22 protein-coding genes are annotated in these 20064 nt (G+C 71.6%); 16 read left to right on the plus strand and 6 right to left on the minus strand.

All coding sequences use genetic code 11. From position 1 onward, the window contains the following. Window positions 1-6 precede the first annotated feature (6 nt). Genes OIE53_RS10430 through OIE53_RS10470 form a run of 9 tightly spaced genes read left to right on the plus strand, consistent with a single transcriptional unit; the run spans window position 7 to window position 6325 of the window. Complete coding sequence (locus OIE53_RS10430) at window positions 7-297, plus strand: BMC domain-containing protein (RefSeq protein ID WP_013733320.1); 291 nt, start codon at window positions 7-9, stop codon at window positions 295-297. A gap of 21 nt (window positions 298-318) precedes the next feature. Further along, the gene (locus OIE53_RS10435) at window positions 319-645 is read left to right on the plus strand and encodes a BMC domain-containing protein (protein ID WP_013733319.1); all 327 of its coding nucleotides are present in this window, start codon (window positions 319-321) and stop codon (window positions 643-645) included. Beyond that, window positions 645-893 (plus strand): EutN/CcmL family microcompartment protein, encoded by a 249-nt coding sequence (locus OIE53_RS10440; protein ID WP_102658970.1) that lies wholly within the window; start codon window positions 645-647, stop codon window positions 891-893. Before OIE53_RS10435 ends, OIE53_RS10440 begins: the two co-directional genes overlap by 1 nt. Before the next feature lie 13 nt (window positions 894-906). Next, entirely contained in the window at window positions 907-2424 is a 1518-nt protein-coding gene (locus tag OIE53_RS10445; protein WP_327026406.1) for a 2-hydroxymuconic semialdehyde dehydrogenase, read from the plus strand. After that, entirely contained in the window at window positions 2421-3275 is an 855-nt protein-coding gene (locus tag OIE53_RS10450; RefSeq protein ID WP_327026407.1) for a 2-keto-4-pentenoate hydratase, read from the plus strand. Before OIE53_RS10445 ends, OIE53_RS10450 begins: the two co-directional genes overlap by 4 nt. Next, complete coding sequence (locus OIE53_RS10455; protein ID WP_327026408.1) at window positions 3272-4183, plus strand: acetaldehyde dehydrogenase (acetylating); 912 nt, start codon at window positions 3272-3274, stop codon at window positions 4181-4183. Before OIE53_RS10450 ends, OIE53_RS10455 begins: the two co-directional genes overlap by 4 nt. Continuing rightward, window positions 4180-5202 carry a 4-hydroxy-2-oxovalerate aldolase gene (gene dmpG, locus OIE53_RS10460; protein WP_327026409.1) on the plus strand — a complete coding sequence of 341 codons (1023 nt, stop codon included), beginning with the start codon at window positions 4180-4182 and terminating at the stop codon, window positions 5200-5202. The genes OIE53_RS10455 and dmpG overlap by 4 nt, the downstream gene beginning before the upstream one ends. After that, window positions 5199-5912 (plus strand): 2-keto-4-pentenoate hydratase, encoded by a 714-nt coding sequence (locus tag OIE53_RS10465; RefSeq protein WP_327026410.1) that lies wholly within the window; start codon window positions 5199-5201, stop codon window positions 5910-5912. Before dmpG ends, OIE53_RS10465 begins: the two co-directional genes overlap by 4 nt. Further along, window positions 5909-6325, plus strand: coding sequence for a RidA family protein (locus OIE53_RS10470; protein WP_327026411.1), 417 nt, complete (start codon window positions 5909-5911; stop codon window positions 6323-6325). The genes OIE53_RS10465 and OIE53_RS10470 overlap by 4 nt, the downstream gene beginning before the upstream one ends. 16 nt (window positions 6326-6341) lie before the next feature. Here OIE53_RS10470 and OIE53_RS10475 read toward each other — a convergent pair whose 3' ends face one another. Further along, the gene (locus OIE53_RS10475; RefSeq protein WP_327026412.1) at window positions 6342-7358 is read right to left on the minus strand and encodes a helix-turn-helix transcriptional regulator; all 1017 of its coding nucleotides are present in this window, start codon (window positions 7356-7358) and stop codon (window positions 6342-6344) included. Window positions 7359-7609: 251 nt separating this feature from the next. Here OIE53_RS10475 and OIE53_RS10480 point away from each other — a divergent pair, with 251 nt between their 5' ends. Further along, entirely contained in the window at window positions 7610-8128 is a 519-nt protein-coding gene (locus tag OIE53_RS10480) for a helix-turn-helix domain-containing protein (RefSeq protein ID WP_327026413.1), read from the plus strand. A gap of 4 nt (window positions 8129-8132) precedes the next feature. On the opposite strand, the gene OIE53_RS10485 is transcribed toward OIE53_RS10480, so the two are convergent. Then, entirely contained in the window at window positions 8133-9914 is a 1782-nt protein-coding gene (locus OIE53_RS10485; protein ID WP_327026414.1) for a carbohydrate binding domain-containing protein, read from the minus strand. A gap of 187 nt (window positions 9915-10101) precedes the next feature. Between OIE53_RS10485 and OIE53_RS10490 the strand changes: the two genes are divergently transcribed. From OIE53_RS10490 to OIE53_RS10500, 3 genes are all read left to right on the plus strand, one after another. Beyond that, window positions 10102-10425, plus strand: a complete 324-nt coding sequence (locus OIE53_RS10490; protein ID WP_327026415.1) for a hypothetical protein — start codon at window positions 10102-10104, stop codon at window positions 10423-10425. 150 nt (window positions 10426-10575) lie between these two features. Further along, window positions 10576-12213: an ABC-F family ATP-binding cassette domain-containing protein gene (locus tag OIE53_RS10495; RefSeq protein WP_327026416.1), complete on the plus strand. Its 1638-nt coding sequence runs from the start codon at window positions 10576-10578 to the stop codon at window positions 12211-12213. A 79-nt stretch (window positions 12214-12292) separates the two neighbouring features. Next, on the plus strand, window positions 12293-13009 hold the full coding sequence (locus tag OIE53_RS10500; RefSeq protein WP_327026417.1) for a YqjF family protein: 717 nt from the start codon (window positions 12293-12295) through the stop codon (window positions 13007-13009). 47 nt (window positions 13010-13056) lie between these two features. On the opposite strand, the gene OIE53_RS10505 is transcribed toward OIE53_RS10500, so the two are convergent. The 4 genes from OIE53_RS10505 to OIE53_RS10520 are packed head-to-tail and all read right to left on the minus strand — an operon-like array spanning window position 13057 to window position 16737. Beyond that, complete coding sequence (locus OIE53_RS10505; protein WP_327026418.1) at window positions 13057-13938, minus strand: AMP-binding protein; 882 nt, start codon at window positions 13936-13938, stop codon at window positions 13057-13059. Continuing rightward, entirely contained in the window at window positions 13935-14399 is a 465-nt protein-coding gene (locus tag OIE53_RS10510; RefSeq protein ID WP_327026419.1) for a MaoC family dehydratase, read from the minus strand. The genes OIE53_RS10505 and OIE53_RS10510 overlap by 4 nt, the downstream gene beginning before the upstream one ends. Beyond that, on the minus strand, window positions 14396-15568 hold the full coding sequence (locus OIE53_RS10515; RefSeq protein WP_327026420.1) for an acyl-CoA dehydrogenase family protein: 1173 nt from the start codon (window positions 15566-15568) through the stop codon (window positions 14396-14398). Before OIE53_RS10515 ends, OIE53_RS10510 begins: the two co-directional genes overlap by 4 nt. A 20-nt stretch (window positions 15569-15588) precedes the next feature. Beyond that, window positions 15589-16737, minus strand: a complete 1149-nt coding sequence (locus OIE53_RS10520) for an acyl-CoA dehydrogenase family protein (RefSeq protein ID WP_327026421.1) — start codon at window positions 16735-16737, stop codon at window positions 15589-15591. A gap of 88 nt (window positions 16738-16825) precedes the next feature. Here OIE53_RS10520 and OIE53_RS10525 point away from each other — a divergent pair, with 88 nt between their 5' ends. Genes OIE53_RS10525 through OIE53_RS10535 form a run of 3 tightly spaced genes read left to right on the plus strand, consistent with a single transcriptional unit; the run spans window position 16826 to window position 20026 of the window. After that, window positions 16826-17491, plus strand: coding sequence for a TetR/AcrR family transcriptional regulator (locus OIE53_RS10525; protein ID WP_327026422.1), 666 nt, complete (start codon window positions 16826-16828; stop codon window positions 17489-17491). A gap of 43 nt (window positions 17492-17534) precedes the next feature. Next, window positions 17535-18953 carry an aldehyde dehydrogenase family protein gene (locus OIE53_RS10530; RefSeq protein ID WP_327026423.1) on the plus strand — a complete coding sequence of 473 codons (1419 nt, stop codon included), beginning with the start codon at window positions 17535-17537 and terminating at the stop codon, window positions 18951-18953. Continuing rightward, the gene (locus OIE53_RS10535; RefSeq protein WP_327026424.1) at window positions 18950-20026 is read left to right on the plus strand and encodes a Zn-dependent alcohol dehydrogenase; all 1077 of its coding nucleotides are present in this window, start codon (window positions 18950-18952) and stop codon (window positions 20024-20026) included. The genes OIE53_RS10530 and OIE53_RS10535 overlap by 4 nt, the downstream gene beginning before the upstream one ends. The last annotated feature ends 38 nt before the right edge of the window (window positions 20027-20064 follow it).

Raw genomic sequence — 20064 nt, forward strand, 5'->3', positions numbered from 1 at the left:
GAACCCATGCGGAACATGGCTGCCGGCTTCGTCGAGGCCGAGGGCTACACCGCCATCTTCGACGCGGTCGACGCGATGGTGAAGGCCACCGAGGTCGAGGTGACCCGCGTCGTGCGCCTCGGCGGCGGCATCGTCGCCGTCGCCCTGCGTGGCGACCTGGCCACCGTCGAGGAGGCCGTCGACATCGGCGAGGAGACCGCCAAGGCCAAGAGCCGGAAGGTGCGTTCCATCGTCTTCGCCAGCCCCTGTGACGCGGTGTCGGCGCTCGCCGTCGACCCCCGCCTCGTCGGCAACTGACCCGGTAAGGAGAAACCGAACATGCCTTCTGACATCGCCATCGGCATCGTCGAGACCCGGGGCGTGGTGGCCCTGTCCGCCGGGATCGAAGCCATGATCAAGACTGCGGACGTGCGCTGCATCGCCGTGGAGCGGGTGACCAGCGGTTACCTCGCCGCCGCCGTGCAGGGCACCCTCGCGGCCGTCCGGCAGGCCGTCGCCGCCGGTGAGGCCGCCATCCGGCAGCACGGCGAGCTGCGCAGCTCGCAGGTGTACCCCAAGCCGCACCCCACCACGGCGGCGCTGCTGGAGGACCCGGAGGCCGCCCGCATCCGCGAGGTCATGGCCAGCCTGCGGGGAGACGGCTGATGATTCTCGGTGAGGTCGTCGCCAAGGTCTGGCCGGACAAGATCCTGCCGACCTTGCAGGGCCGCCGGCTGGTGCTGGTCCGGCCCCGCACCGAGGGGCCCGACCTGGTCGCGATCGACCCGCTCAACGTCGGCGTCGGCACCGTCGTGCTGGTCGCCACCGACGAGGCGGCCGCCGCGGCCACGGGCGAGCCGACGGCGGACGCGGCCGTCGTGGCGCTCGTCGCTGACTCCACCACCGAACGATAGGGAAACCAGGCCCATGACATCCGGGCGTACCACCCGCTGGCCGAGCGGCCTGATCGACGGGCGCCGCAGCGGCGATCTGCTGCTACCGAACTACGTCGGCGGTGAGTTCGTCACCGGCGGCACCTCGTTCGCGAAGGTGTCGCCGGTGACCGGCGAGACGCTGCTGCACGTCGCCGAGGCCGATGCGGCCACCGTGGACGCGGCGGTGGCCGCCGCCCGGGCCGCGCTGCGCGGCCCGTGGGGTGCCATGGGCGAGGGTGAGCGGGCCGCTGTGCTGCGCCGGGTCGCCGACGAGTTGGAACGCCGCTTCGACGACCTGGTCGCCGCCGAGGTCGCCGACACCGGGAAGTCGGTGGCCCAGGCCCGCACCCTGGACATTCCGCGGGGTGCGGCGAACTTCCGGACCTTCGCCGACATCATCACGGCCACCCCGACGGAGTCGTTCACCACGGTCACCGCGACCGGCGGGCGGGCGCTGAATTACTCGGTCCGTAAGCCGGTCGGCGTGGTGGCGATCATCGTGCCGTGGAACCTGCCGCTGCTGCTGCTGACCTGGAAGGTGGCCCCGGCCCTGGCCTGCGGCAACGCCGTCGTGGTCAAGCCCAGCGAGGAGACGCCCTCCTCGGCTACCGTGCTGGCCGAGGTGATGGCCGCCGCCGGGGTGCCCGACGGGGTGTTCAACCTGGTGCACGGCTTCGGCCCGGACTCCGCCGGTGAGTTCCTCACCCGCCATCCCGGGGTCGACGCGATCACCTTCACCGGCGAGTCCGCCACCGGATCGGCGATCATGCGGGCCGCGGCCGACGGGGTCAAGGCGGTCAGCTTCGAGTTGGGCGGCAAGAACGCCGGGCTGGTCTTCGCCGACGCCGACCTGGACGCGGCCGTCGAGGGTTCGGTGCGGTCCAGCTTCACCAACGGCGGCCAGGTGTGCCTGTGCACCGAGCGGATCTACGTGCAGCGGCCGGTCTTCGAGGAGTTCGCCGCCCGGCTGGCGAAGCGGGCCGAGGAACTGGCGTTCGGTTGGCCGTCCGAGCCGGCGACGATGACGATGCCGCTGATCTCCGCCAAGCACCGGGAGAAGGTGCTCTGCCACTACGACCTGGCCCGCACCGAGGGGGCCACCGTGCTGGCTGGCGGCGGTGTGCCGGTGTTCGGCGACGGCCGCGACGGCGGCTCGTACGTGCAGCCCACCGTCCTGACCGGACTGGGGCGGCACGCCCGCACCATGCGGGAGGAGATCTTCGGGCCGGTCTGCCACATCGCGCCGTTCGACGACGAGGACGAGGCGTTCGCGCTGGCCAACGACAGCGAGTACGGCCTGGCCGCCACCGTGTGGACCCGCGACGTGGGTCGGGCGCACCGGGCCGGGGCACGGCTGGAGGCCGGACTGGTCTGGGTGAACACCTGGTTCCTGCGGGATCTGCGCACCCCGTTCGGCGGGGTGAAGGCCTCCGGCGTGGGACGCGAGGGCGGCACCCACTCGCTGCACTTCTACTCCGAACTCACCAACGTCTGCGTGGACCTCGGATGACCGCCGACATCAAGGGCGCGGCCGCAGCGCTGCGCCAGGCGTACGCCACCGGGGTGGCCTGTCAGCCGCTGCGCGACGACCTGCTGCCGACCGGCGACCTGACCGCCGCGTACGCCGTGCAGCAGGCCCAGGTCAGCGACTGGCTGGCCGAGGGTCGCCGGCTGGTCGGGGCGAAGGTGGGCCTGACCTCGCGGGCGGTGCAGGAGGCGTTCGGGGTCTTCCAGCCCGACTTCGGTGTCCTCTTCGCCGACATGGCCGTCCCCGACGGTGCCGAGATCGACCCGAGCACCCTGTTGCAGCCGCGGGTCGAGGCGGAGGTCGCCTTCGTCCTCGGCCGTGACCTGCCCTACGACCAGGTCACCGTCGCCGACGTGGTGCGGGCCACCGACCACCTGCTGCCCGCCATCGAGATCGTCGACTCGCGGATCGCGAACTGGGACATCTCCATCGTGGACACCGTGGCCGACAACGCCTCCAGCGGCAGGTACGTGCTCGGCACCAGTCCGCGCCGGCTGGGCGAGGTCGACCTGCGGCTCTGCGGTGCCGTGCTGGAGCAGGGCGGCGAGCCGGTCTCCGTCGGGGCCGGGGCGGCCTGCCTGGGCAATCCGCTGCACGCCGTGGCCTGGCTGGCGGGGACCCTCGCCGCGAACGGTCGACCGCTGCGCGCCGGGGACACCGTGTTGTCCGGCGCGCTCGGACCGATGGTGGCGGTGACCCCGGGCGCGGCGTACGAGGCCCGGATCTCCGGCCTGGGCAGCGTCCGGGCCTGCTTCTCCTCGGGCCCCGTGAGCGCGAGGAGTAAGCCGGTTTTGCGAGCCCCGCAGTCGAGAACGAAAGGTGGCTCCTCATGAGCGTCGGTGTGGCGGTGATCGGGTCGGGCAACATCGGCACCGACCTGATGATCAAAGTGTTGCGGCTGTCGGAGTCGCTTCAGATGGTGGCGATGGTCGGCATCGACCCGGACTCCGACGGCCTGGCTCGGGCCCGTCGGCTCCGGGTGGCCACCACCGCCGAGGGGGTCGAAGGGCTCGTCGCGATGCCGGAGTTCTCCGACGTCGGGATCGTCTTCGATGCCACCAGCGCGGGCGCGCACCGGCACAACGACGCGGTGCTGCGCGCCCACGGCCGTCGGGTGGTGGACCTGACCCCGGCCGCCATCGGCCCGTACGTCGTACCGCCGGTGAATCTCGACGCCCACCTGGGCGAGCGCAACGTCAACATGGTGACCTGCGGCGGTCAGGCGACCGTGCCGATCGTCGCCGCCGTCGCTGCGGTCGCGCCGGTGGCGTACGGCGAGATCGTGGCCTCGATCTCCTCCCGTTCGGCCGGTCCGGGCACCCGCGCCAACATCGACGAGTTCACCGAGACCACCGCCCGGGCCATCGAGGTGGTCGGCGGGGCGGGCCGGGGCAAGGCGGTGATCGTGCTGAATCCGGCGGAGCCGCCGCTGTTGATGCGCGACACGGTCTACTGTCTGTGCCCCGATCCGGGCGCTGACCGGGCCGCGATCGCGGCGTCGGTGGAGGCGATGGTGGCCACGGTGCAGCAGTACGTGCCCGGCTACCGGCTCAAGCAGCAGGTGCAGTTCACCGAGGTGGACACGTACGTGCCGGCGCTTGGCGGGTCGTTTGTCGGCCTACAGGTCTCGGTCTTCCTGGAGGTCTCCGGTGCCGGGCACTACCTGCCCGCGTACGCCGGGAACCTGGACATCATGACCAGCGCCGCGCTGCGTACGGCCGAACGGATGGTCTCGTCGTGACCGATCTCTACATCCAGGACGTGACCCTGCGCGACGGCATGCACGCCATCGCCCACCGCTACACGGTCGACCAGGTGCGGACCATCGCCGCCGCCCTGGACGCCGCCGGGGTGGCCGCCATCGAGGTGGCCCACGGCGACGGGCTGGCCGGATCCAGTGTCAACTACGGCCACGGCGCGGCCAGTGACGCCGAGTGGATCGCGGCGGCGGCCGAGGTGATGACGAACGCCAAACTGACCACCCTGCTGCTGCCCGGCATCGGCACCATCGCCGACCTGAAGGCGGCCAAGGCCCTCGGGGTGACCAGTGTGCGCATCGCCACCCACTGCACCGAGGCCGACATCTCCGCCCAGCACATCTCCTGGGCCCGGGACAACGACATGGACGTCTCCGGGTTCCTGATGATGTCGCACATGAACGACCCGGCCGGACTGGCCGCACAGGCCAAACTGATGGAGTCCTACGGGGCACACTGCGTCTACATCACCGACTCCGGCGGCCGGCTGACCATGGCGGACGTGGCGCAGCGGGCGGACGCGTACCGGCAGGTCCTCGATCCGACGACGGAGATCGGCATCCACGCCCACCACAACCTGTCCCTCGGGGTGGCCAACAGCCTCGTCGCGGTCGAACACGGGGTGCGCCGGGTGGACGCCTCGCTGGCCGGGATGGGCGCCGGGGCGGGCAACGCCCCGCTGGAGGTCTTCATCGCGGTGGCCGAGTTGAACGGCTGGCAGCACGGCTGTGACGTGTTCGCGTTGATGGACGCCGCCGAGGATCTGGTGCGTCCGTTGCAGGACCGGCCGGTGCGGGTGGACCGGGAAACCTTGTCGCTCGGCTTCGCCGGGGTCTACTCGTCGTTCCTGCGGCACGCCGAGAGCGCCGCCGGGCGGTACGGCGTGGACGTGCGCACCATCCTGCTGGAGTTGGGCCGCCGCAAGATGGTCGGCGGCCAGGAGGACATGATCGTCGACGTGGCGCTGGACCTGGTCCGGGACGCCGGGAAGGACCCGCAGTGATCGACACCCTCGCCGCCCGCCTGGACGAGGCCGCCGTGACGCGGACCGCGCTCGCCCAGTTCGGTGCCGACGCCGGACTCGACGTGGCCACCGCGTACCAGGTGCAGGACGCCCTGGTGGCACGCCGGGTGGGCCGTGGCGAGGCGGTGGTCGGGGTGAAGCTGGGCCTGACCAGCCGCGCGAAGATGGCCCAGATGGGCGTCGACGAGGTGATCTGGGGTCGGCTCACCGACGCGATGCACATTCCCGACGGCGGCACGGTCGACCTGTCCGGACACATCCATCCGAAGGTCGAGCCGGAGGTGGCGTTCCTCGTCGAGGGTGGCGCGATCGCCGCCGTCGCCCCCGCCGTCGAGCTCATCGACTCCCGGTACCGGGACTTCCGGTTCACCCTGCCGGAGGTGATCGCCGACAACACCTCCGCGTCCGGCTTCGTCGTCGGGCCGTGGCAGCCGGTGCCCGACAACCTGGACAACCTAGGTGTGCTGCTGGAGGTCGACGGTCGGGTCGCGCAGGTCGGCTCCACCGCGGCGATCCTCGGCGACCCGCGCCGTGCCCTGCCCGAGGCGGCCCGCCTCGCCGGGGATCTGCGCGACGGTTGGGTGTTGCTGGCCGGCGCGGCGACCGCCGCGGTGCCCCTGACGGCGGGCGCGCACGTCCGGGTCACGGTCGAGCAGCTCGGCACCGTCTCGCTGCGGGCGTCGGCATGAGCGGGGCCCGGGTCGTCGCCGGCAAGGCCGTGCCGCGTGGCCGGTTCCCGCACGTCAAGGTCGCGGGCGGGTTCGCCTTCGTCTCCGGTACGAGCAGTCGCCGTCCCGACAACACGATCGCCGGTGCGACCGTGGACGCGCTGGGCACCACCTCGTTGGACATCGAGGTGCAGACCCGCGCGGTGATCGAGAACATGCGCGACATCCTGCGCGAGGTCGGCGCGGAGCTGTCCGACCTGGTGCAGGTGACCACGTATCTGGTCAGCATGAACGACTTCGGCGGCTACAACCGGGTGTACGCCGAGTTCTTCGACGAGACCGGGCCGACGCGCACCACCGTGGCGGTGCACCAGTTGCCGCACCCGCATCTGCTGATCGAGATGCAGGGGATCGCGCTGCTGCCGCCGCGCTGAGGCAGCCGGCCTCGCCTCAGTCCTCCGGCAGCGAGTCGACCAGGAACACCTGGTCGACGCCGCCGGTGCACGGCTCCGCCGCCGCCTCGGCCGGTACCTCGGTGTGGTCGTCGCGGATGCCGACGCACAGGTCGCTGCCCGCCGGTCGCAGCCGGTACTCCGTCGGTGCCGCTCCGGTCGGCTCGAAGCGGAACAGTTGCGGCCAGAAGTCGGTGCGGCAGTGCGGCCAGGGCTCGATCAGGTTCCGGCCGGGATCCTCCCGGCGCACGGTGAGACAGCCGGGTCCGTGCACCGGATGGTGCCACTTGATGAAGTACAGGTCGTCTGCCACCGGCTCCAGGTAGGTGTCCGGTGGGGTGGCCTCCGCGCAGGGGCGCTGGGCCGCCACCTCGTGGGGGTACCGGCCGGTGCGGTCGCGCCCTTCGGTGAGGCACAGGTGCGGGGCGCGGGCGGGCCGGAGCTGGCTCCGCCCGCCGCTGGGCGCGGCCGACGAACCACTGCCCGGCGAGGTGACCGCGCCGATCTGCTCCGTTGCGGTCCGCTGCTCGTCGTCGGGCCACCAGAACCAGGCGCCGAGGACGAGGGCGGCCAGCAGGGTACCGACGAGGAGCAGCGTCGACGCAGGTCGGGCGAACCAGCCCGAACGCGCTGGGCGGACCGGTTGCGTCACGAAGCCGTCCTCGCCGGGGCCTGCCCCGGCCGGCGGAAGGTCCTCCGGCACAGACGTGGTCGAGATCAGCTCGGGCCCGGCGTACGGGCCGGCGGCCAACCGATCCCGTGCCCGCAACCACCGTTCCACCTGATCCTGCGCCCCGCAGGCGCGGACGAATGCGGCCAGCACCTCCGGTCGCGGCAGGGTGGACCGGCGCAGCAGATCGGCAGCGGTGCTGCGGGCCAGCACGTCGCCGGCTGCGGCCGCGCGCTGCTCCAGTTGCCGGTAGGTCAGTCCGGACCGATCCTTCAGCCGGCGTAACAGGTCGACGAACCCGGCCGGGTCGGTCGCCTCCTCCGGTCGTAGCTCCCCCGTGGTCATCGCCTGATTCTCCCGAGCCGTCGAAGGCCGGGCAACCCGCCCCCGCACGACTGTCCGAGGTGGTCGGACAAGACCCGGACAAGCCGCGCTGAGCTGCGCGGACACCGCACCGAGGCGAGCCGGGCATTGTCTCGGACAGCCCGGATACCTAGCGTCTTGTTCGACAGCCGACGCAGGGCTGACAGGGCCGGCGCAGGGCCGAGGGGCTCGTGCCGAGCCCGATCACATCAATCACCACGGGGGTGGAAGCGATGCATGAGGCTGCCCGGGATCCGGTGCCGCAGACCGCCACGGCGGGCGAGTACGTCGGGTTGCTGCGGGACATCCGGCGACGCTCCGGCCTGACCTATCGGGAAATCTCCCGCAGCGCCTCAGCGGCCGGGCACTGGCTGCCGCCGAGCACCCTGGCCACCATGCTGGGGCGTACCACCCTGCCCCGCGAACAGACCATCGTGGCCCTGCTGACCGCCTGCGGAATGCCGCCGGCCACCATCGAGCAGTGGATCGAACTGCGGCACGAGATCGACGTACGCCTCAGCCGGTCGACCCGACCGGTCGCGGGTCCGGCCCTCTCGGCGTGCTGTGGGGTGCGGCACCCCCAACGCGAACCGGAGCCGCCGGTCACCTCGTACCCCCGGCGGCTGCACCCGGCGGTGATCGCCGTGGCGGGCGCGCTCCTCGGGGCGTACGGGATGCGGCTGGCGCACCGTCGGGACGCCGCTCCCCGCCCGGTCGACGGACCGGACGGGGAGCCCTCTCACCCCGACTGACGACTCACGGTCGGAGCCGGTTGGCGTAGACGTAGGCGCCCACGGACCCGCCGACGGCCAGACCGGCCTCGGCGTCGAAGCGGTAGTGCACACCCAGGTAGATCCGGCTGAGGGCGTTCTCCTGGGCAGCCTGGTCGAAGCCCGGCATCCGCCGCACGACCCCCCGGGCGAAGGGGTCGTCCGTGGTGGCGTCGAAGGCGATGTCGTTGGTGCCGAAGTATCCCTTCATCACCGCCGCCCACGCCCCGGCGAAGGTGGCGTGTCCGGAGATGTAGGCCGGGAAGGCCGGTGAGAAGGAGACCCCGTCCACCTGCCGCGACAACGGCTCCCACCCGTTGCCGATCGCGCTCTCCGGCCGCCACAGATCGATCGGGGTCAGATACTTGGCGTCCCAGGCGGCGATGGCGGAGTCGGCCAACGCCAGGCCGACCAGCCCGAACAGCCGGGCGTTGGCCAGGATGCCGAGCTGCCGCTGCCTGGCCACGATCTGGGTGTGCGCGAACAGCTGACCCGGCGGCTTGTAGGTACCGGCCACGTCGTTGGCCCAGAAGTGGGCCAGCTGGGTCTGGTCGGCGGTGCGCAGCGTCGAGGTCCGGCTGCCGAGATCGCGTACCTCCTGCACCTGGTCGAGATACTCCTGCGTGTCGAGCAGGTCCTCGTAGTCGTCCGCGCCGGCCGGCAGCTCAGGCCGGAACTGTCGGCCGGAGGTCAGCACGAACGGGGTGACCCGACCCCAGTGCGGGGTGACCGCCGGGGTGCCGTCGGTCGGTCGCCACGCCCCGTCGACCCCGTCGGGTTGGTACTGGGTGGCGTCGCCGGACCCGTCGTTGGCGCGAGCCTGGAGGTTGGCGGCGGCGGCTGCGGCACCGACCGTCGTACCCCGAGTGGCTTCGGCGGGGTTCACCCCGGAGGGTCGGCGGGCGACCGCGGTGGCCAGGGCCGTCTCCAGGTCCGTTCGGCGCTGCGGGAAGCGGGCGACCAGTACGTCGAAGGCGGCCTGGTCGACGGCCGCGTGCAGGGACGGGGCCACCACGTCGTCCATGGTGCCGGGGTAGTTGACCGGTACCCGCACCCGGTAGGGGTTGCCGACACCGGTGACCGAGACGGCGGCGTCGTGCATGGCCGCGTGCAGGATCGCCGCGTCCCGGGCGGCGACGGTGGGTGCCGGCGTCGAATCTCGGTAGCTGTCCAGCAGCACCTCGTTCCAGTACAGGATCGGGTCGCTGACCGCGTCCACGGCCAACGGGGTCAGCGAGATGTCGTCCAGCCGGACGGTGGAGGCCGCCCGCCCACCGAAGTGGAACAGGAGCACCGCCTTCGGGTCACCGAACGGGGCGACGAAGTCGAAGGTGAACCGGCGCATCGTGGCGGTGAGGGCTACCTCCCGGTCGAACGCGGAGGTGAAGGGGGTGTCGACCCGGGAGACCGAGACCCGCACGTTGCGGCTGACCTCGGCGGAGGCGTCGAACTGCAACCGGTACGGCGTCGCCGCCGTCACCCCGAACTCGAAGTGCCCGACCAGGTCCTCCCAGACGGGCTTGCCGACCGTGTTGGCGGTGCGGATGCGCAACTGCCCGGCGTTGACGGTCGTGCTGGTCGCGGCCAGTCGGGTCCACCAGGGATCGGTGCTGCCGTTGTCGAAGGTGCCGTTGCGGATGAGGTTGCCGGATGCGGCGGCGGCCGGTTCGGAACGGACTAGGGCCGGGAGGGTGCCGGCCAGCACGACCGCCAGCACCAGGCTTAGCAGACGACGCAGTCGCCGTTCAGGGTTGATCGATCGGGTCATGGAGAGCCTTTCCGGGAATCGGCGGCGATCAGTTCCTCCGCCGGGGATTTCGGCTCACCGTATGAGCGTTTTCCCTGTTCGCAGCCATCGAACAGGCTTCGGAACAGTGCCGAACACCGGTCGTACGCCGGTGCCAGGGTGTGCCGCACCCTGGGTGGCCGGAGCCCGGGTGGCTACCGTGGCTGGCATGTCGACAACCGCGCTCGGAGCCTTCCTGACCGCCCGACGTGCCCGGTTGACCCGGGCGATGTCGGTCTGGTCTCTGCCGGATGTGCCCGTCGGCGGTCACCCACATCCCGACGTACGGATGCGGGGCCTGCTCGCCGGTGGATGCGGTCGGGGCGGGCGCGGATCGCGGTGCCGTGCCCCCGCCGCCCGGGCCGGCGGAACACGCCGCCAGCAGCAGGAGAAGGCAGGTCCCGGTGAGTACGGCCAGGTACGGCTGCCCGGAGCCGGTCGATCGGTGCGAGGTTCGGAAAAGGCGTCGCGGTCGGTGCTGGTGGCCATCTAGTCTCGGATTCGCCATGTCGACCACGGTAGGTATCCCGCCGGCAAAGAGCCTGGTCCTGGTACTCCCAGGAAGGTCGCGGCCGGGCAGGTAGCCGGACCGCGCACCCGGGCCGCAGGGTACGTGGCACTCCCCCTACGAGGTGGTTGCCTGATGTCCGATTCCTTTGTCGTCTGCTCGAACCTGAGCTTCTCCTGGCCGGACGACACTCCGGTGTTCCAGGATCTGTCCTTCACCCTCGGTGGGGGTCGCACCGGGCTGGTCGCGCCGAACGGTGCCGGCAAGAGCACCCTGCTCAAGTTGATCGCCGGTGAGTACCGTCCCGTCGCCGGGTCGGTGTCGGTGCAGGGGGTGCTGGGCTACCTGGCGCAGGATCTGCCGCTGGTCGGGGACCGCACGGTGGCCGAGGTCCTGGAGATCGCTCCCCTGGTCGCCGCGCTGCACGCCATCGAGTCCGGGGACGCCGGCGAGGAACACTTCACCACCATCGGCAACGACTGGGATGTCGAGGAACGCACCCGCGCCCAGTTGGACCGGCTGGGCCTCGGTGACCTGGCCTTCGACCGGCCCCTGCACACCCTCAGCGGTGGTCAGATCGTCTCCCTGGGGGTGGCGGGCCAGTTGTTGAAGCGGCCCGAGGTCCTGCTGTTGGACGAGCCGACGAACAATCTCGACCTGGCCGCCCGGCATCGGCTCTACGAGGTGCTGGAGCAGTGGACCGGCTGCCTGCTGCTGGTCAGCCACGACCGGGCGCTGCTGGACCGGATGGACCGCATCGCCGAACTGGACCGTGGCGAGCTGCGGTTGCACGGCGGGAACTTCACCGCGTACGAGGCGGCGGTGCGCGCCGCGCAGGAGGTGGCGGAGAGGAAGGTCCGCACCGCCGAGCAGGACCTCAAGCGGGAGAAGCGGGAGTTGCAGGAGGCCCGGGAACGGGCCGCCCGCCGGGCCGGTACGGCCGCCCGCAACCTGAAGAACGCCGGCCTGCCGAAGATCTTCGCCGGCACCCTGAAACGCAACGCCCAGGAGTCCGCCGGCCGGGCCGACGAGGTGCACTCCGCCCGGGTCGACGAGGCCAGGGCCCGCCTCGACGAGGCGGGACGGGCGGTACGCAACGAGCAGAAGCTGATGGTGGACCTGCCGGACACCCGGGTACCGGCCGGACGCACCCTGGTGGCCGGGGAAGGGATGCAGGTCCGCTACGGCGGGCGGGCGGTGTTCGCCGGGGACGGGGTGGACCTGACCATCCGGGGCCCGGAACGGATCGCCCTGCTGGGCGCCAACGGTGCCGGCAAGTCCACCCTGCTGCGCCTGATCACCGGTGACCTGGCACCGGAGGGTGGTCGGATCAGGCGGGCCGAGGGCCGGATCGCGTACCTGTCGCAGCGGTTGGACCTGCTGGACGCCGACCGTACGGTGGCGGAGAACCTGGCCGCGTTCGCACCCCAGGCACCGCAGGAGCAGCGGATGAATCTGCTGGCCCGGTTCCTGTTCCGTGGCCCCCGGGCCCACCTGCCGGTCGGGGCCCTCTCCGGTGGAGAGCGGCTGCGGGCCACCCTGGCCTGCATTCTGGGCGGGGAGCCGGCACCCCAGCTTCTGCTGCTCGACGAGCCGACCAACAACCTGGACCTGGTCAGTGTCGGTCAGTTGGAGAGCGCGCTACACGCCTATCAGGGTGCGCTGCTGGTGGTCAGCCACGACGAGCGGTTCCTCGCGGAGATCGAGGTCAGCCGCTGGCTGCGACTCACCGAAGGACATCTGTTGGAGACCGGTCCCCCACAGGTCGACTGACGTCGTCGATCGGCAGCCTTCCCTGCCGCTGCAGGCGAATCAGCCGGTGCCGCCGCGGCAGATAATGACGATGATGATGATGCCTGCTTCCTCTCCGCCCGCCGTGCAGCCCCCGGTGATGTACCAGCAGTGGAACCTGATCACCTTCATCCACTGGCGCTACCCACCCGCTCTCATTCAGTCCCTGCTTCCGGCCGGGCTGAGAGTGGAGACCTTCGACGAATCAGCCTGGATCAGCCTGATTCCGTTCCTCATGCAGGGGGTCAGGCCACCGGGGGTGCCACGACTGCCCTGGCTGTCGGAATTCCCGGAGACGAATGTCCGGACCTACGTCCGGGATCAGCACGATCGCAGCGGCATCTGGTTCCTGTCCCTGGACGCGGCCCGGCTGCCCGCGGTCCTAGCAGCGCGGGCCAGCTACGGACTGCCCTACTTCTGGGCCGACATGACGGTACGCCGTAGCGCGGATCTGATCTCCTATCGATCCTCCCGTCGCTGGCCCGGACCCCGCGGAGCCCGCTGCGATGTGGACGTCCGCTTCGGTCCGCCGCTGGATGAGCGGGAGCGAGACGAGCTGGCTCACTTCCTCACCGCCCGCTACCGACTCTTCACGGTCGTCTTCGGTCGGCTTGCCGCCGCCGAGGCCGAACATGTCGAGTGGCCCCTGCACCGCGCCGAGTTGCTGCACCTCGACCAGACTCTGCTGCCGGCGGCGGGTCTGCCGGCGCCCGACGGACAACCCCTGCTGCATGCATCACCGGGGGTGCCGGTCAGGGTGGGAATGTGGCACCGCTGATCCTCGACGGCTCGGCGTCGATGGTTCGGGTGGTGCCGACAGCGCCGTCACCGGCGGTGCCGGCACCACCAGTGCCGTCGCCACCCACCGCCGCCTCGCGACTTCTCCTCGGCCACCTCGACCTGGGTGGCGAAGAGGGTCGTAAAGCGCTCGCCCAGCGACGGCGGCAGGGGTGTCCTGCTGACGCAGCTACGCAGCCGGGGCAGGGCGGGTCGGTCCCGGGCCGCGTCGAGCAGGGCCGCGTACATCGCCGAGGTGCCGTGGAAGACGGTGACCTCCTCACGGAGCATGAGGTCCAGTGCCGCCGGGCCGGTGAATCGGCTCAGCAGCACCAGGGTCGCCCCGGCGGCGACCGTGCCGGTCAGCGCCACCCCCTGACCGAACCGACCCCCCAACGGCAGACAACTGAGCACCACCTCGCCGTCCTCCGGTTCGCCGTCGGCCCAGGCGACCGGATCGCCGTCGGGCTCGGCGAAGAGGGCGGTGCCGCCGGGTGCGGGGTCCCCCAGGTCCTCGAGCCGGGGTACGTCGGACGGGCCCCGGGTCGGGCCGACGGAGAGCAGGGGTACCCCGGCTCGGGCGCTGACCCGCCGCCCGGCGGCCAGTTGAGAGGTGTGGCAGACCAGCAGCTGGGCGCCATGGGCCAGGTGCAGGGCCTGCGGGTCGGCCGGCACCGTGATCGGCACGGGGTTCGCACCGGCGGCCAGGGTGCCGTAGTAGACCCGGGGAAAGTCGATCACGTTCGGGGCCAGCAGGGCCACCGGGTCACCCGGGCGTACCCCTGCGGCGCGCAGCCCGGCGCCGTAGCAGCGGGCCTCCCACCACAGTTCGGCGTAGGTGACCCGGACCCGGCCGTCGACCACGGCCACCGTGTCGGCGTGCCGGCGGGCGGCCCCGGCCAGCAGGGTCGCCGGGGACAGGGTGGTCATCGGGGCGGTGCGGTGTACAGCCGGCTCACCGTCTCGGCCACACAGACCGGCTTGCCGCCACCCTCACCCTCCACGGTCGCGGTCGCGACCAACTGCACCCCACCCTCGAACGAGGTGACCTGGTCGATGGTGGCGACGACCCGGATCGAGGTGCCGACCCGTACCGGGGCGGGGAACCGGACCCGGTTGAGGCCGTAGTTGATCCCCATCCGTACCCCTTCCACCCGGTACAGCCGACCGACCAGGGCCGGCAGCAGGGAGAGGGTCAGGAAGCCGTGGGCGATGGTGCCGCCGTACGGCCCGGCTGCCGCCCGTTCCTGGTCGAGGTGGATCCACTGGTGGTCGTCGGTGGCGTCGGCGAACAGGGCGACCCGGCTCTGGTCGATGGGAAACCACGGGCCGGGGCCGAGGGTCTCGCCGATCGCCCCGGCCAGTTCCTCGATGCTGGCGAAGGTCCTCATCCCAGGTGCCCTCCGATCTTGGTGTAGCCGCGCAGCAGGTCGCGGGAGATGATCAGGCGCTGCATCTCGTCGGTGCCCTCGAAGATCCGGTACAGCCGCACCTGCCGGTACCAGCGTTCGATCGGCAGTTCGCGGGTGTAGCCCATGCCGCCGTGGATCTGCATGACCCGGTCGACCACCCGGTTGACCATGCCCGCGCCGTAGAGCTTCGCCATGGAGGAGGAGTGCCGGGGGTCCAGACCGGCGTCGACCGTCCAGGCGGCCCGCAGGATCAGCCAGCGGGCGGCCTCCAGCTCGGTCTCCGAGTCGGCGATCATCCACTGGATGGCCTGGTTGGTGCCGATCTTGGCACCGAAGGTCTCCCGGGTGTTGGCGTGCTCGATGGCCATCTGGAGGGCCCGTTCGGCGATGCCGATGGCGTGCGAGGGGATGATGTAGCGCCCCTTGCCGATCCACTTCATACCCAGGGCGAAGCCCTGGCCCGGCTCGCCGAGGATGTTGCGGTGCGGCACCCGTACGTCGTCGAAGATCAGTGAGGCCGGACCCCCCTCGCCCATGGTGGGGATGAACTCCGACCGCCAGCCCATCGACCGGTCCACCAGGAAGGCGGTGGCCCCGCCGTTGCGGACGTCCCGGTCGGGGTCGGTGACCGCGATGACGATGGCGAAGTCGGCCTCGTTGCCGCCGGTGATGAAGGTCTTCTCGCCGTTGAGGATCCAGTCGTCGCCCTCGCGGCGGGCCCGGAACCGGATGTTGGCCGCGTCGGAGCCGGCGCCCGGCTCGGTGATGGCGAAGCAGGAGATCCGGTCACCGGCGATGGTGGGCAGCAGGAACTCCTCCCGCTGCTCCTCGGTGGCGTGGAACAGGATGTTGTCCGCCTCGCCACCGAAGCGGAACGGCACGAAGGTGCGGCCGATCTCCGTCCAGATCAGGGACTGGACCACGGCGGGCAGGTCCATGCCGCCGTACTCCTGCGGGGTGGCCAGGCCCCAGAAGCCGAACTTCTTCGCCTTGAGCTGCAACTCGCGCAGCTCGGAGCGGTCCAGGCCGGGCTGGTGGGCCCGTTCCCGGCGCAGCAGCTCCTGCTCCAGCGGCATGACCTCCCGGGTGATGAAGTCGCGGGCGGTGTCGCGGATGGCCCGTTGTTCGTCGGACAGCCCGAAATCCATGTGCTCACGGTTCCTCTCGGTCAGAAGGCGTTGACGCCGGTGAGCGCCCGCCCGATGAGTAGCTGCTGGATCTGGCTGGTGCCCTCGTAGAGGGTGGCGACGCGGGCGTCGCGCAGGTACTTGCCGACCGGGTACTCGTCGATGTAGCCGTACCCGCCGAAGACCTGGATGGCGTCGTTGGCCGCGCGGACGGCGGCCTCGCTGGCGAACAGTTTGGCCATCGAGGCCTCGGTGGCGAACGGCTGCCCCCGGTCGATCAGGTCGGCCACCTGCCAGACCAGCAGCCGCGCCGCGGCGGTGTCGACCGCTATCCCGGCGAGCAGTTGCTGCACGAGTTGGTGCCCGGCGATGGGTTTGCCGAACTGGGTGCGGGTGCCGGCGTAGTCGACCGCGGCGTTCAGGCAGCCCTGGGCGATGCCGACACATCCGGCGGCGACCGACATGCGTCCCTTGGCCAGGGTGCCCAGGGCCAGCCGGAAACCGGCTCCGCACTCGCCCAGTCGGGCCGAGTCGGGCACCCGTACCTCGTCGAGGGCCAACTCGGCGGTGGCCTGTCCACGCAGGCCAAGCTTGCCCTTGATCTCCGATCGGGACAGTCCCGGGCTGTCGGTGGGCACCAGGAAGGCCGTGATGCCCCGGTGCCCCGGGCCGCCGGTGCGGGCGAAGAGCAGCGCGACGTCGGCGGTGGTGCCGTTGGTGATGAAGGTCTTGCGGCCGGTGAGCAGCCAGTCGTCGCCGTCGCGGACCGCCCGGGTGGCCAGGGCCGCCGCGTCCGAGCCGCTGTCCGGCTCGGTCAGGGCGAAGCAGCCCAGGGCGGTCCCCGAGCAGAGGGCGGGCAGCCACTGCTCGCGTTGCTCTCGCGTGCCGTGGGCGGCGATCGACTTGGCGACCAGGCCGAGGGAGACCGACACGATGCCGCGTACGGCGGAGTCACCCCGGCCGAGTTCCTCCAGCACCAGGCAGTACGCGAGATGGTCGCCGCCGGAGCCGCCGTACTTCTCGTCGATGGTCAGGCCGAGGAAGCCGAGGTCGCCGAGCTTGCCGACGATGCCGGGGTCGACCGCCTCGCGCCGGTCCCAGGCCGCCGCGTGTGGCACCACCTCGCGGTTGACGAAGTCGGCGGCGAGTTCCCGGACCGCGACCTGCTCGGCGGAGAGGTGAAGGTCCATGCGATTAAACTAGCGCTGCAAGTTTTATGCTGTCCAGACCCCGGTGTGGCACAGTTCCCGCGAACCACCCATCCGAAGGAGGACGCCCATGCCCCGGCCGCGACAGGCGCTGCTCAGCCGGGAGCGGATCGTCGAGACCGCCGCCGCGTTGATCGACGCCGACGGACTCGACGCGTTCTCCACCCGCCGGCTCGCCGCCGCCCTCGGCGTACGCGGGCCCTCGCTCTACAACCACTTCGCCACCAAGGACGAGATCCTCGACGCGGTAGCGGACAGCATCACCGGCCAGGTGGACGTGTCGTTCTTCGGCCAGGTCGACTGGCGCGAGGCCCTACGTCGCTGGGGGTACGCCTTCCGGGCCGCCCTGGCGGCCCACCCGAACATCGTGCCCCACCTGGCGCAGGGCCCCGGTCGACGTCCGGCGGCCCTGGCCATGGCCGACGCCGTCTACGGCGGACTGGTCGCGGCCGGCTGGCCGCCCGCCCGCGCCACCCACATCGGCGCCCTCATGCGCTACTTCGTGACGGGTTCGGCCCTCGGGTCCTTCGCCCGGGGCTTCGTGGAGGACCCTGGCCTGTACGCCGCGCAGTACCCCCACCTGAGCCAGGCCCACCGCTTGGCCGAACACCAGCAGCGGGTCGACGAGGGCGCCTTCGCGCTGGGCCTGGAGGCGCTGATCGAGGGGCTGTCGCACACCTACGAACGGCTCGTAGGTCCACTTGCCCCCCTCCCGCCGGAGGGCGGGACGCACTAGAGTCCAAACTTGCACCGCTAGTTTTAGGTCGAGGTGGAGGCTCATGGAATCCGTACGGACCGATTTCTACCTCGACGGAGGCTGGGTTCCCGCCGATGGCCGGCAGTCGCTGGAGGTGCACAACCCCAGCACCGAGGAGGTCATCGGCACGGTTCCGGCCGGCACGGCAGACGACGTCAACCGGGCGGTGGCCGCCGCCCGGGCCGCCTTCGAGGGCTGGGCCGCGACCGACCCCGTCGACCGGGCCGCCCACCTCGACCGGCTGCACGCCGAGCTGACCGCCCGGGCCGAGGACATCGCCCGCACGGTCGCCACCGAACTCGGCACCCCGCTCAAGGTCGCCACCCGGGTCCAGGCAGGACTGCCACTGACCGTGCTGCGCAGCTACGTCGACCTGGCCGCCCAGCCGCCGGCGCCGCAGACCGTGGGCAACTCCCTGGTGGTACGCGAACCCGTCGGCGTGGTCGGGGCGATCACCCCGTGGAACTACCCCCTGCACCAGATCGTCGCCAAGCTCGCCCCCGCCCTCGCGGCCGGGTGCACAGTGGTGCTCAAGCCCAGTGAGCTGACCCCGCTGACGGCGTACCTGCTCTTCGACGCCATCCACGCCGCCGATCTGCCACCCGGCGTGGTCAACCTGGTAGCCGGCACCGGGCCGGTGGTCGGTGAGGCCCTCGCCGGACACCCCGACGTGGACCTGGTCTCCTTCACCGGCTCCACCGCCACCGGCCGACGCATCGCCCACCTGGCCGCCGACCGGATCGCCCGGGTGGCCCTGGAACTCGGCGGTAAGTCGGCGAACATCATCCTCGACGACGCCGACCTGGCCGCCGCGGTCAAGGTCGGGGTCGGCAACGCGATGCTCAACTCCGGACAGACCTGCACCGCGTGGACCAGGATGCTGGTGCACCGCGACCGCTACGACGAAGCCCTCGAACTGGCCGCCAAGGCGGTCGCCGGCTACCGGCTCGGTGACCCCTTCGACCCGGCCACCCGACTCGGCCCCCTGGTCTCCGCGCAGCAACGCGACCGGGTACGCGAACACATCACCCGGGGCCTGGCCGACGGTGGCCGGCTCGTCGCCGGCGGCCCCGAGGCCCCGGTGCCGCAGCGCGGCTGGTTCGTCGCCCCGACGATCATCGCCGACGTCGACCCGGACAGCGCCCTGGCCCAGGAAGAGGTCTTCGGCCCGGTCCTGGCGGTCATCCCGGTCGACGACGACGACCACGCCGTACGGGTGGCCAACAACTCCCGCTACGGGCTGGCCGGTGCGGTCTGGTCCACCGACGAGGAACGCGCGGTGCAGGTGGCACGCCGGTTGCGCACCGGGGCGGTCGACATCAACGGGGCACCCTTCAACCCCCTCGCGCCGTTCGGCGGCTACAAGCAGTCCGGCCTCGGCCGCGAGCTGGGCGCACACGGGCTGGCGGAGTTCTGCGAACTGAAGGCGATCCAGCGATGAGGGGCCTCGTGGCCAGGGCCGCTGGCACTCCCCCGCGCGTCGAGCAGGTAGACCTGCCCGACATCGACACCGGGCAGGTACGGGTGGCGATCCGGGCCGCCGGCGTCTGCCACTCCGACCTGTCCATGGTGGACGGCACCATCGCCGCCCCGTACCCGCTGCTGCTCGGCCACGAGGCCGCCGGTGTGGTGGTCGAGATCGGTGACGGCGTCGACCGGGTAACGGTCGGCGACCACGTCGTGCTCAACTGGGCGCCACCCTGCCGGGCCTGCTGGTCCTGCACCCACGGCGAACCCTGGCTGTGCGAACACACCGGCACCCCGGCCACCGACGCCGGGCACACCATCGACGGCGAGCCGCTGCACGTCACCCTCGGCCTCGGCGCGCTCGCCGAACAAGTGGTGGTGCCGCAGCACGCGATGGTGGTCGTACCGGCCGACTTGCCCTTCCCCACCGCGGCGCTGCTCGGCTGCGCGGTGCTCACCGGCGTCGGCGCGATCCGGCGTACCGCCCAGGTACGCCCCGGCGACTCGGTAGCCGTCATCGGCCTCGGTGGCGTCGGCCTGTCCGCGGTCGCCGCCGCCCGCGCGGCCGGGGCCGCCACCGTCATCGCGGTCGACGTCTCCCCCGCCAAGGCCGACCTGGCCCGCGCCGCCGGTGCCACCGACTTCCTACTAGCCGACGACACCCTCAGCCGCGCGGTACGGAAGTTGACCGGCGGTCGCGGCGTCGATCACGCAGTGGAGTGCGTCGGTCGGGCCGCCACCATCCGCACCGCCTGGCGGGCCACCCGTCGCGGCGGGCAGGTCATCGTGGTCGGCATGGGCGGCAAGGACGACATGGTCGGTCTCAGCGCGTTGGAGATCTTCCACTCGGCCCGGACGCTGCGCTCCTCGGTGTACGGCTCCTCCGACCCGGACCGGGACCTGCCGGCGCTGGCCCGCGCGGTGCTCGACGGAAGCTTCGACCTCGACTTCCTGGTCACCGACCGGATCACCCTCGACGAGGCACCCGAGGCGCTCGCCCGGATGGCCCGCGGCGAGGGCGCCCGTACGGTGGTCCTGTTCGACTGACGCCCGGCGGCTGAGATGACCTGACATTCGATGCTGTC

The sequence above is a fragment of the Micromonospora sp. NBC_01739 genome, from assembly GCF_035920385.1.
Lineage (GTDB): Bacteria > Actinomycetota > Actinomycetes > Mycobacteriales > Micromonosporaceae > Micromonospora.

Bases quoted from the DNA above. Each gene is read 5' to 3' on its own strand.
- OIE53_RS10430 (WP_013733320.1), top strand. From the start codon at position 7: ATGCGGAACATGGCTGCCGGCTTCGTCGAGGCCGAGGGCTACACCGCC.
- OIE53_RS10435 (WP_013733319.1), top strand. From the start codon at position 319: ATGCCTTCTGACATCGCCATCGGCATCGTCGAGACCCGGGGCGTGGTG.
- OIE53_RS10440 (WP_102658970.1), top strand. From the start codon at position 645: ATGATTCTCGGTGAGGTCGTCGCCAAGGTCTGGCCGGACAAGATCCTG.
- OIE53_RS10445 (WP_327026406.1), top strand. From the start codon at position 907: ATGACATCCGGGCGTACCACCCGCTGGCCGAGCGGCCTGATCGACGGG.
- OIE53_RS10450 (WP_327026407.1), top strand. From the start codon at position 2,421: ATGACCGCCGACATCAAGGGCGCGGCCGCAGCGCTGCGCCAGGCGTAC.
- OIE53_RS10455 (WP_327026408.1), top strand. From the start codon at position 3,272: ATGAGCGTCGGTGTGGCGGTGATCGGGTCGGGCAACATCGGCACCGAC.
- OIE53_RS10470 (WP_327026411.1), top strand. From the start codon at position 5,909: ATGAGCGGGGCCCGGGTCGTCGCCGGCAAGGCCGTGCCGCGTGGCCGG.
- OIE53_RS10475 (WP_327026412.1), bottom strand. From the start codon at position 7,358: ATGACCACGGGGGAGCTACGACCGGAGGAGGCGACCGACCCGGCCGGG.
- OIE53_RS10480 (WP_327026413.1), top strand. From the start codon at position 7,610: ATGCATGAGGCTGCCCGGGATCCGGTGCCGCAGACCGCCACGGCGGGC.
- OIE53_RS10485 (WP_327026414.1), bottom strand. From the start codon at position 9,914: ATGACCCGATCGATCAACCCTGAACGGCGACTGCGTCGTCTGCTAAGC.
- OIE53_RS10490 (WP_327026415.1), top strand. From the start codon at position 10,102: ATGTCGACAACCGCGCTCGGAGCCTTCCTGACCGCCCGACGTGCCCGG.
- OIE53_RS10495 (WP_327026416.1), top strand. From the start codon at position 10,576: ATGTCCGATTCCTTTGTCGTCTGCTCGAACCTGAGCTTCTCCTGGCCG.
- OIE53_RS10500 (WP_327026417.1), top strand. From the start codon at position 12,293: ATGCCTGCTTCCTCTCCGCCCGCCGTGCAGCCCCCGGTGATGTACCAG.
- OIE53_RS10505 (WP_327026418.1), bottom strand. From the start codon at position 13,938: ATGACCACCCTGTCCCCGGCGACCCTGCTGGCCGGGGCCGCCCGCCGG.
- OIE53_RS10510 (WP_327026419.1), bottom strand. From the start codon at position 14,399: ATGAGGACCTTCGCCAGCATCGAGGAACTGGCCGGGGCGATCGGCGAG.
- OIE53_RS10515 (WP_327026420.1), bottom strand. From the start codon at position 15,568: ATGGATTTCGGGCTGTCCGACGAACAACGGGCCATCCGCGACACCGCC.
- OIE53_RS10520 (WP_327026421.1), bottom strand. From the start codon at position 16,737: ATGGACCTTCACCTCTCCGCCGAGCAGGTCGCGGTCCGGGAACTCGCC.
- OIE53_RS10525 (WP_327026422.1), top strand. From the start codon at position 16,826: ATGCCCCGGCCGCGACAGGCGCTGCTCAGCCGGGAGCGGATCGTCGAG.
- OIE53_RS10530 (WP_327026423.1), top strand. From the start codon at position 17,535: ATGGAATCCGTACGGACCGATTTCTACCTCGACGGAGGCTGGGTTCCC.
- OIE53_RS10535 (WP_327026424.1), top strand. From the start codon at position 18,950: ATGAGGGGCCTCGTGGCCAGGGCCGCTGGCACTCCCCCGCGCGTCGAG.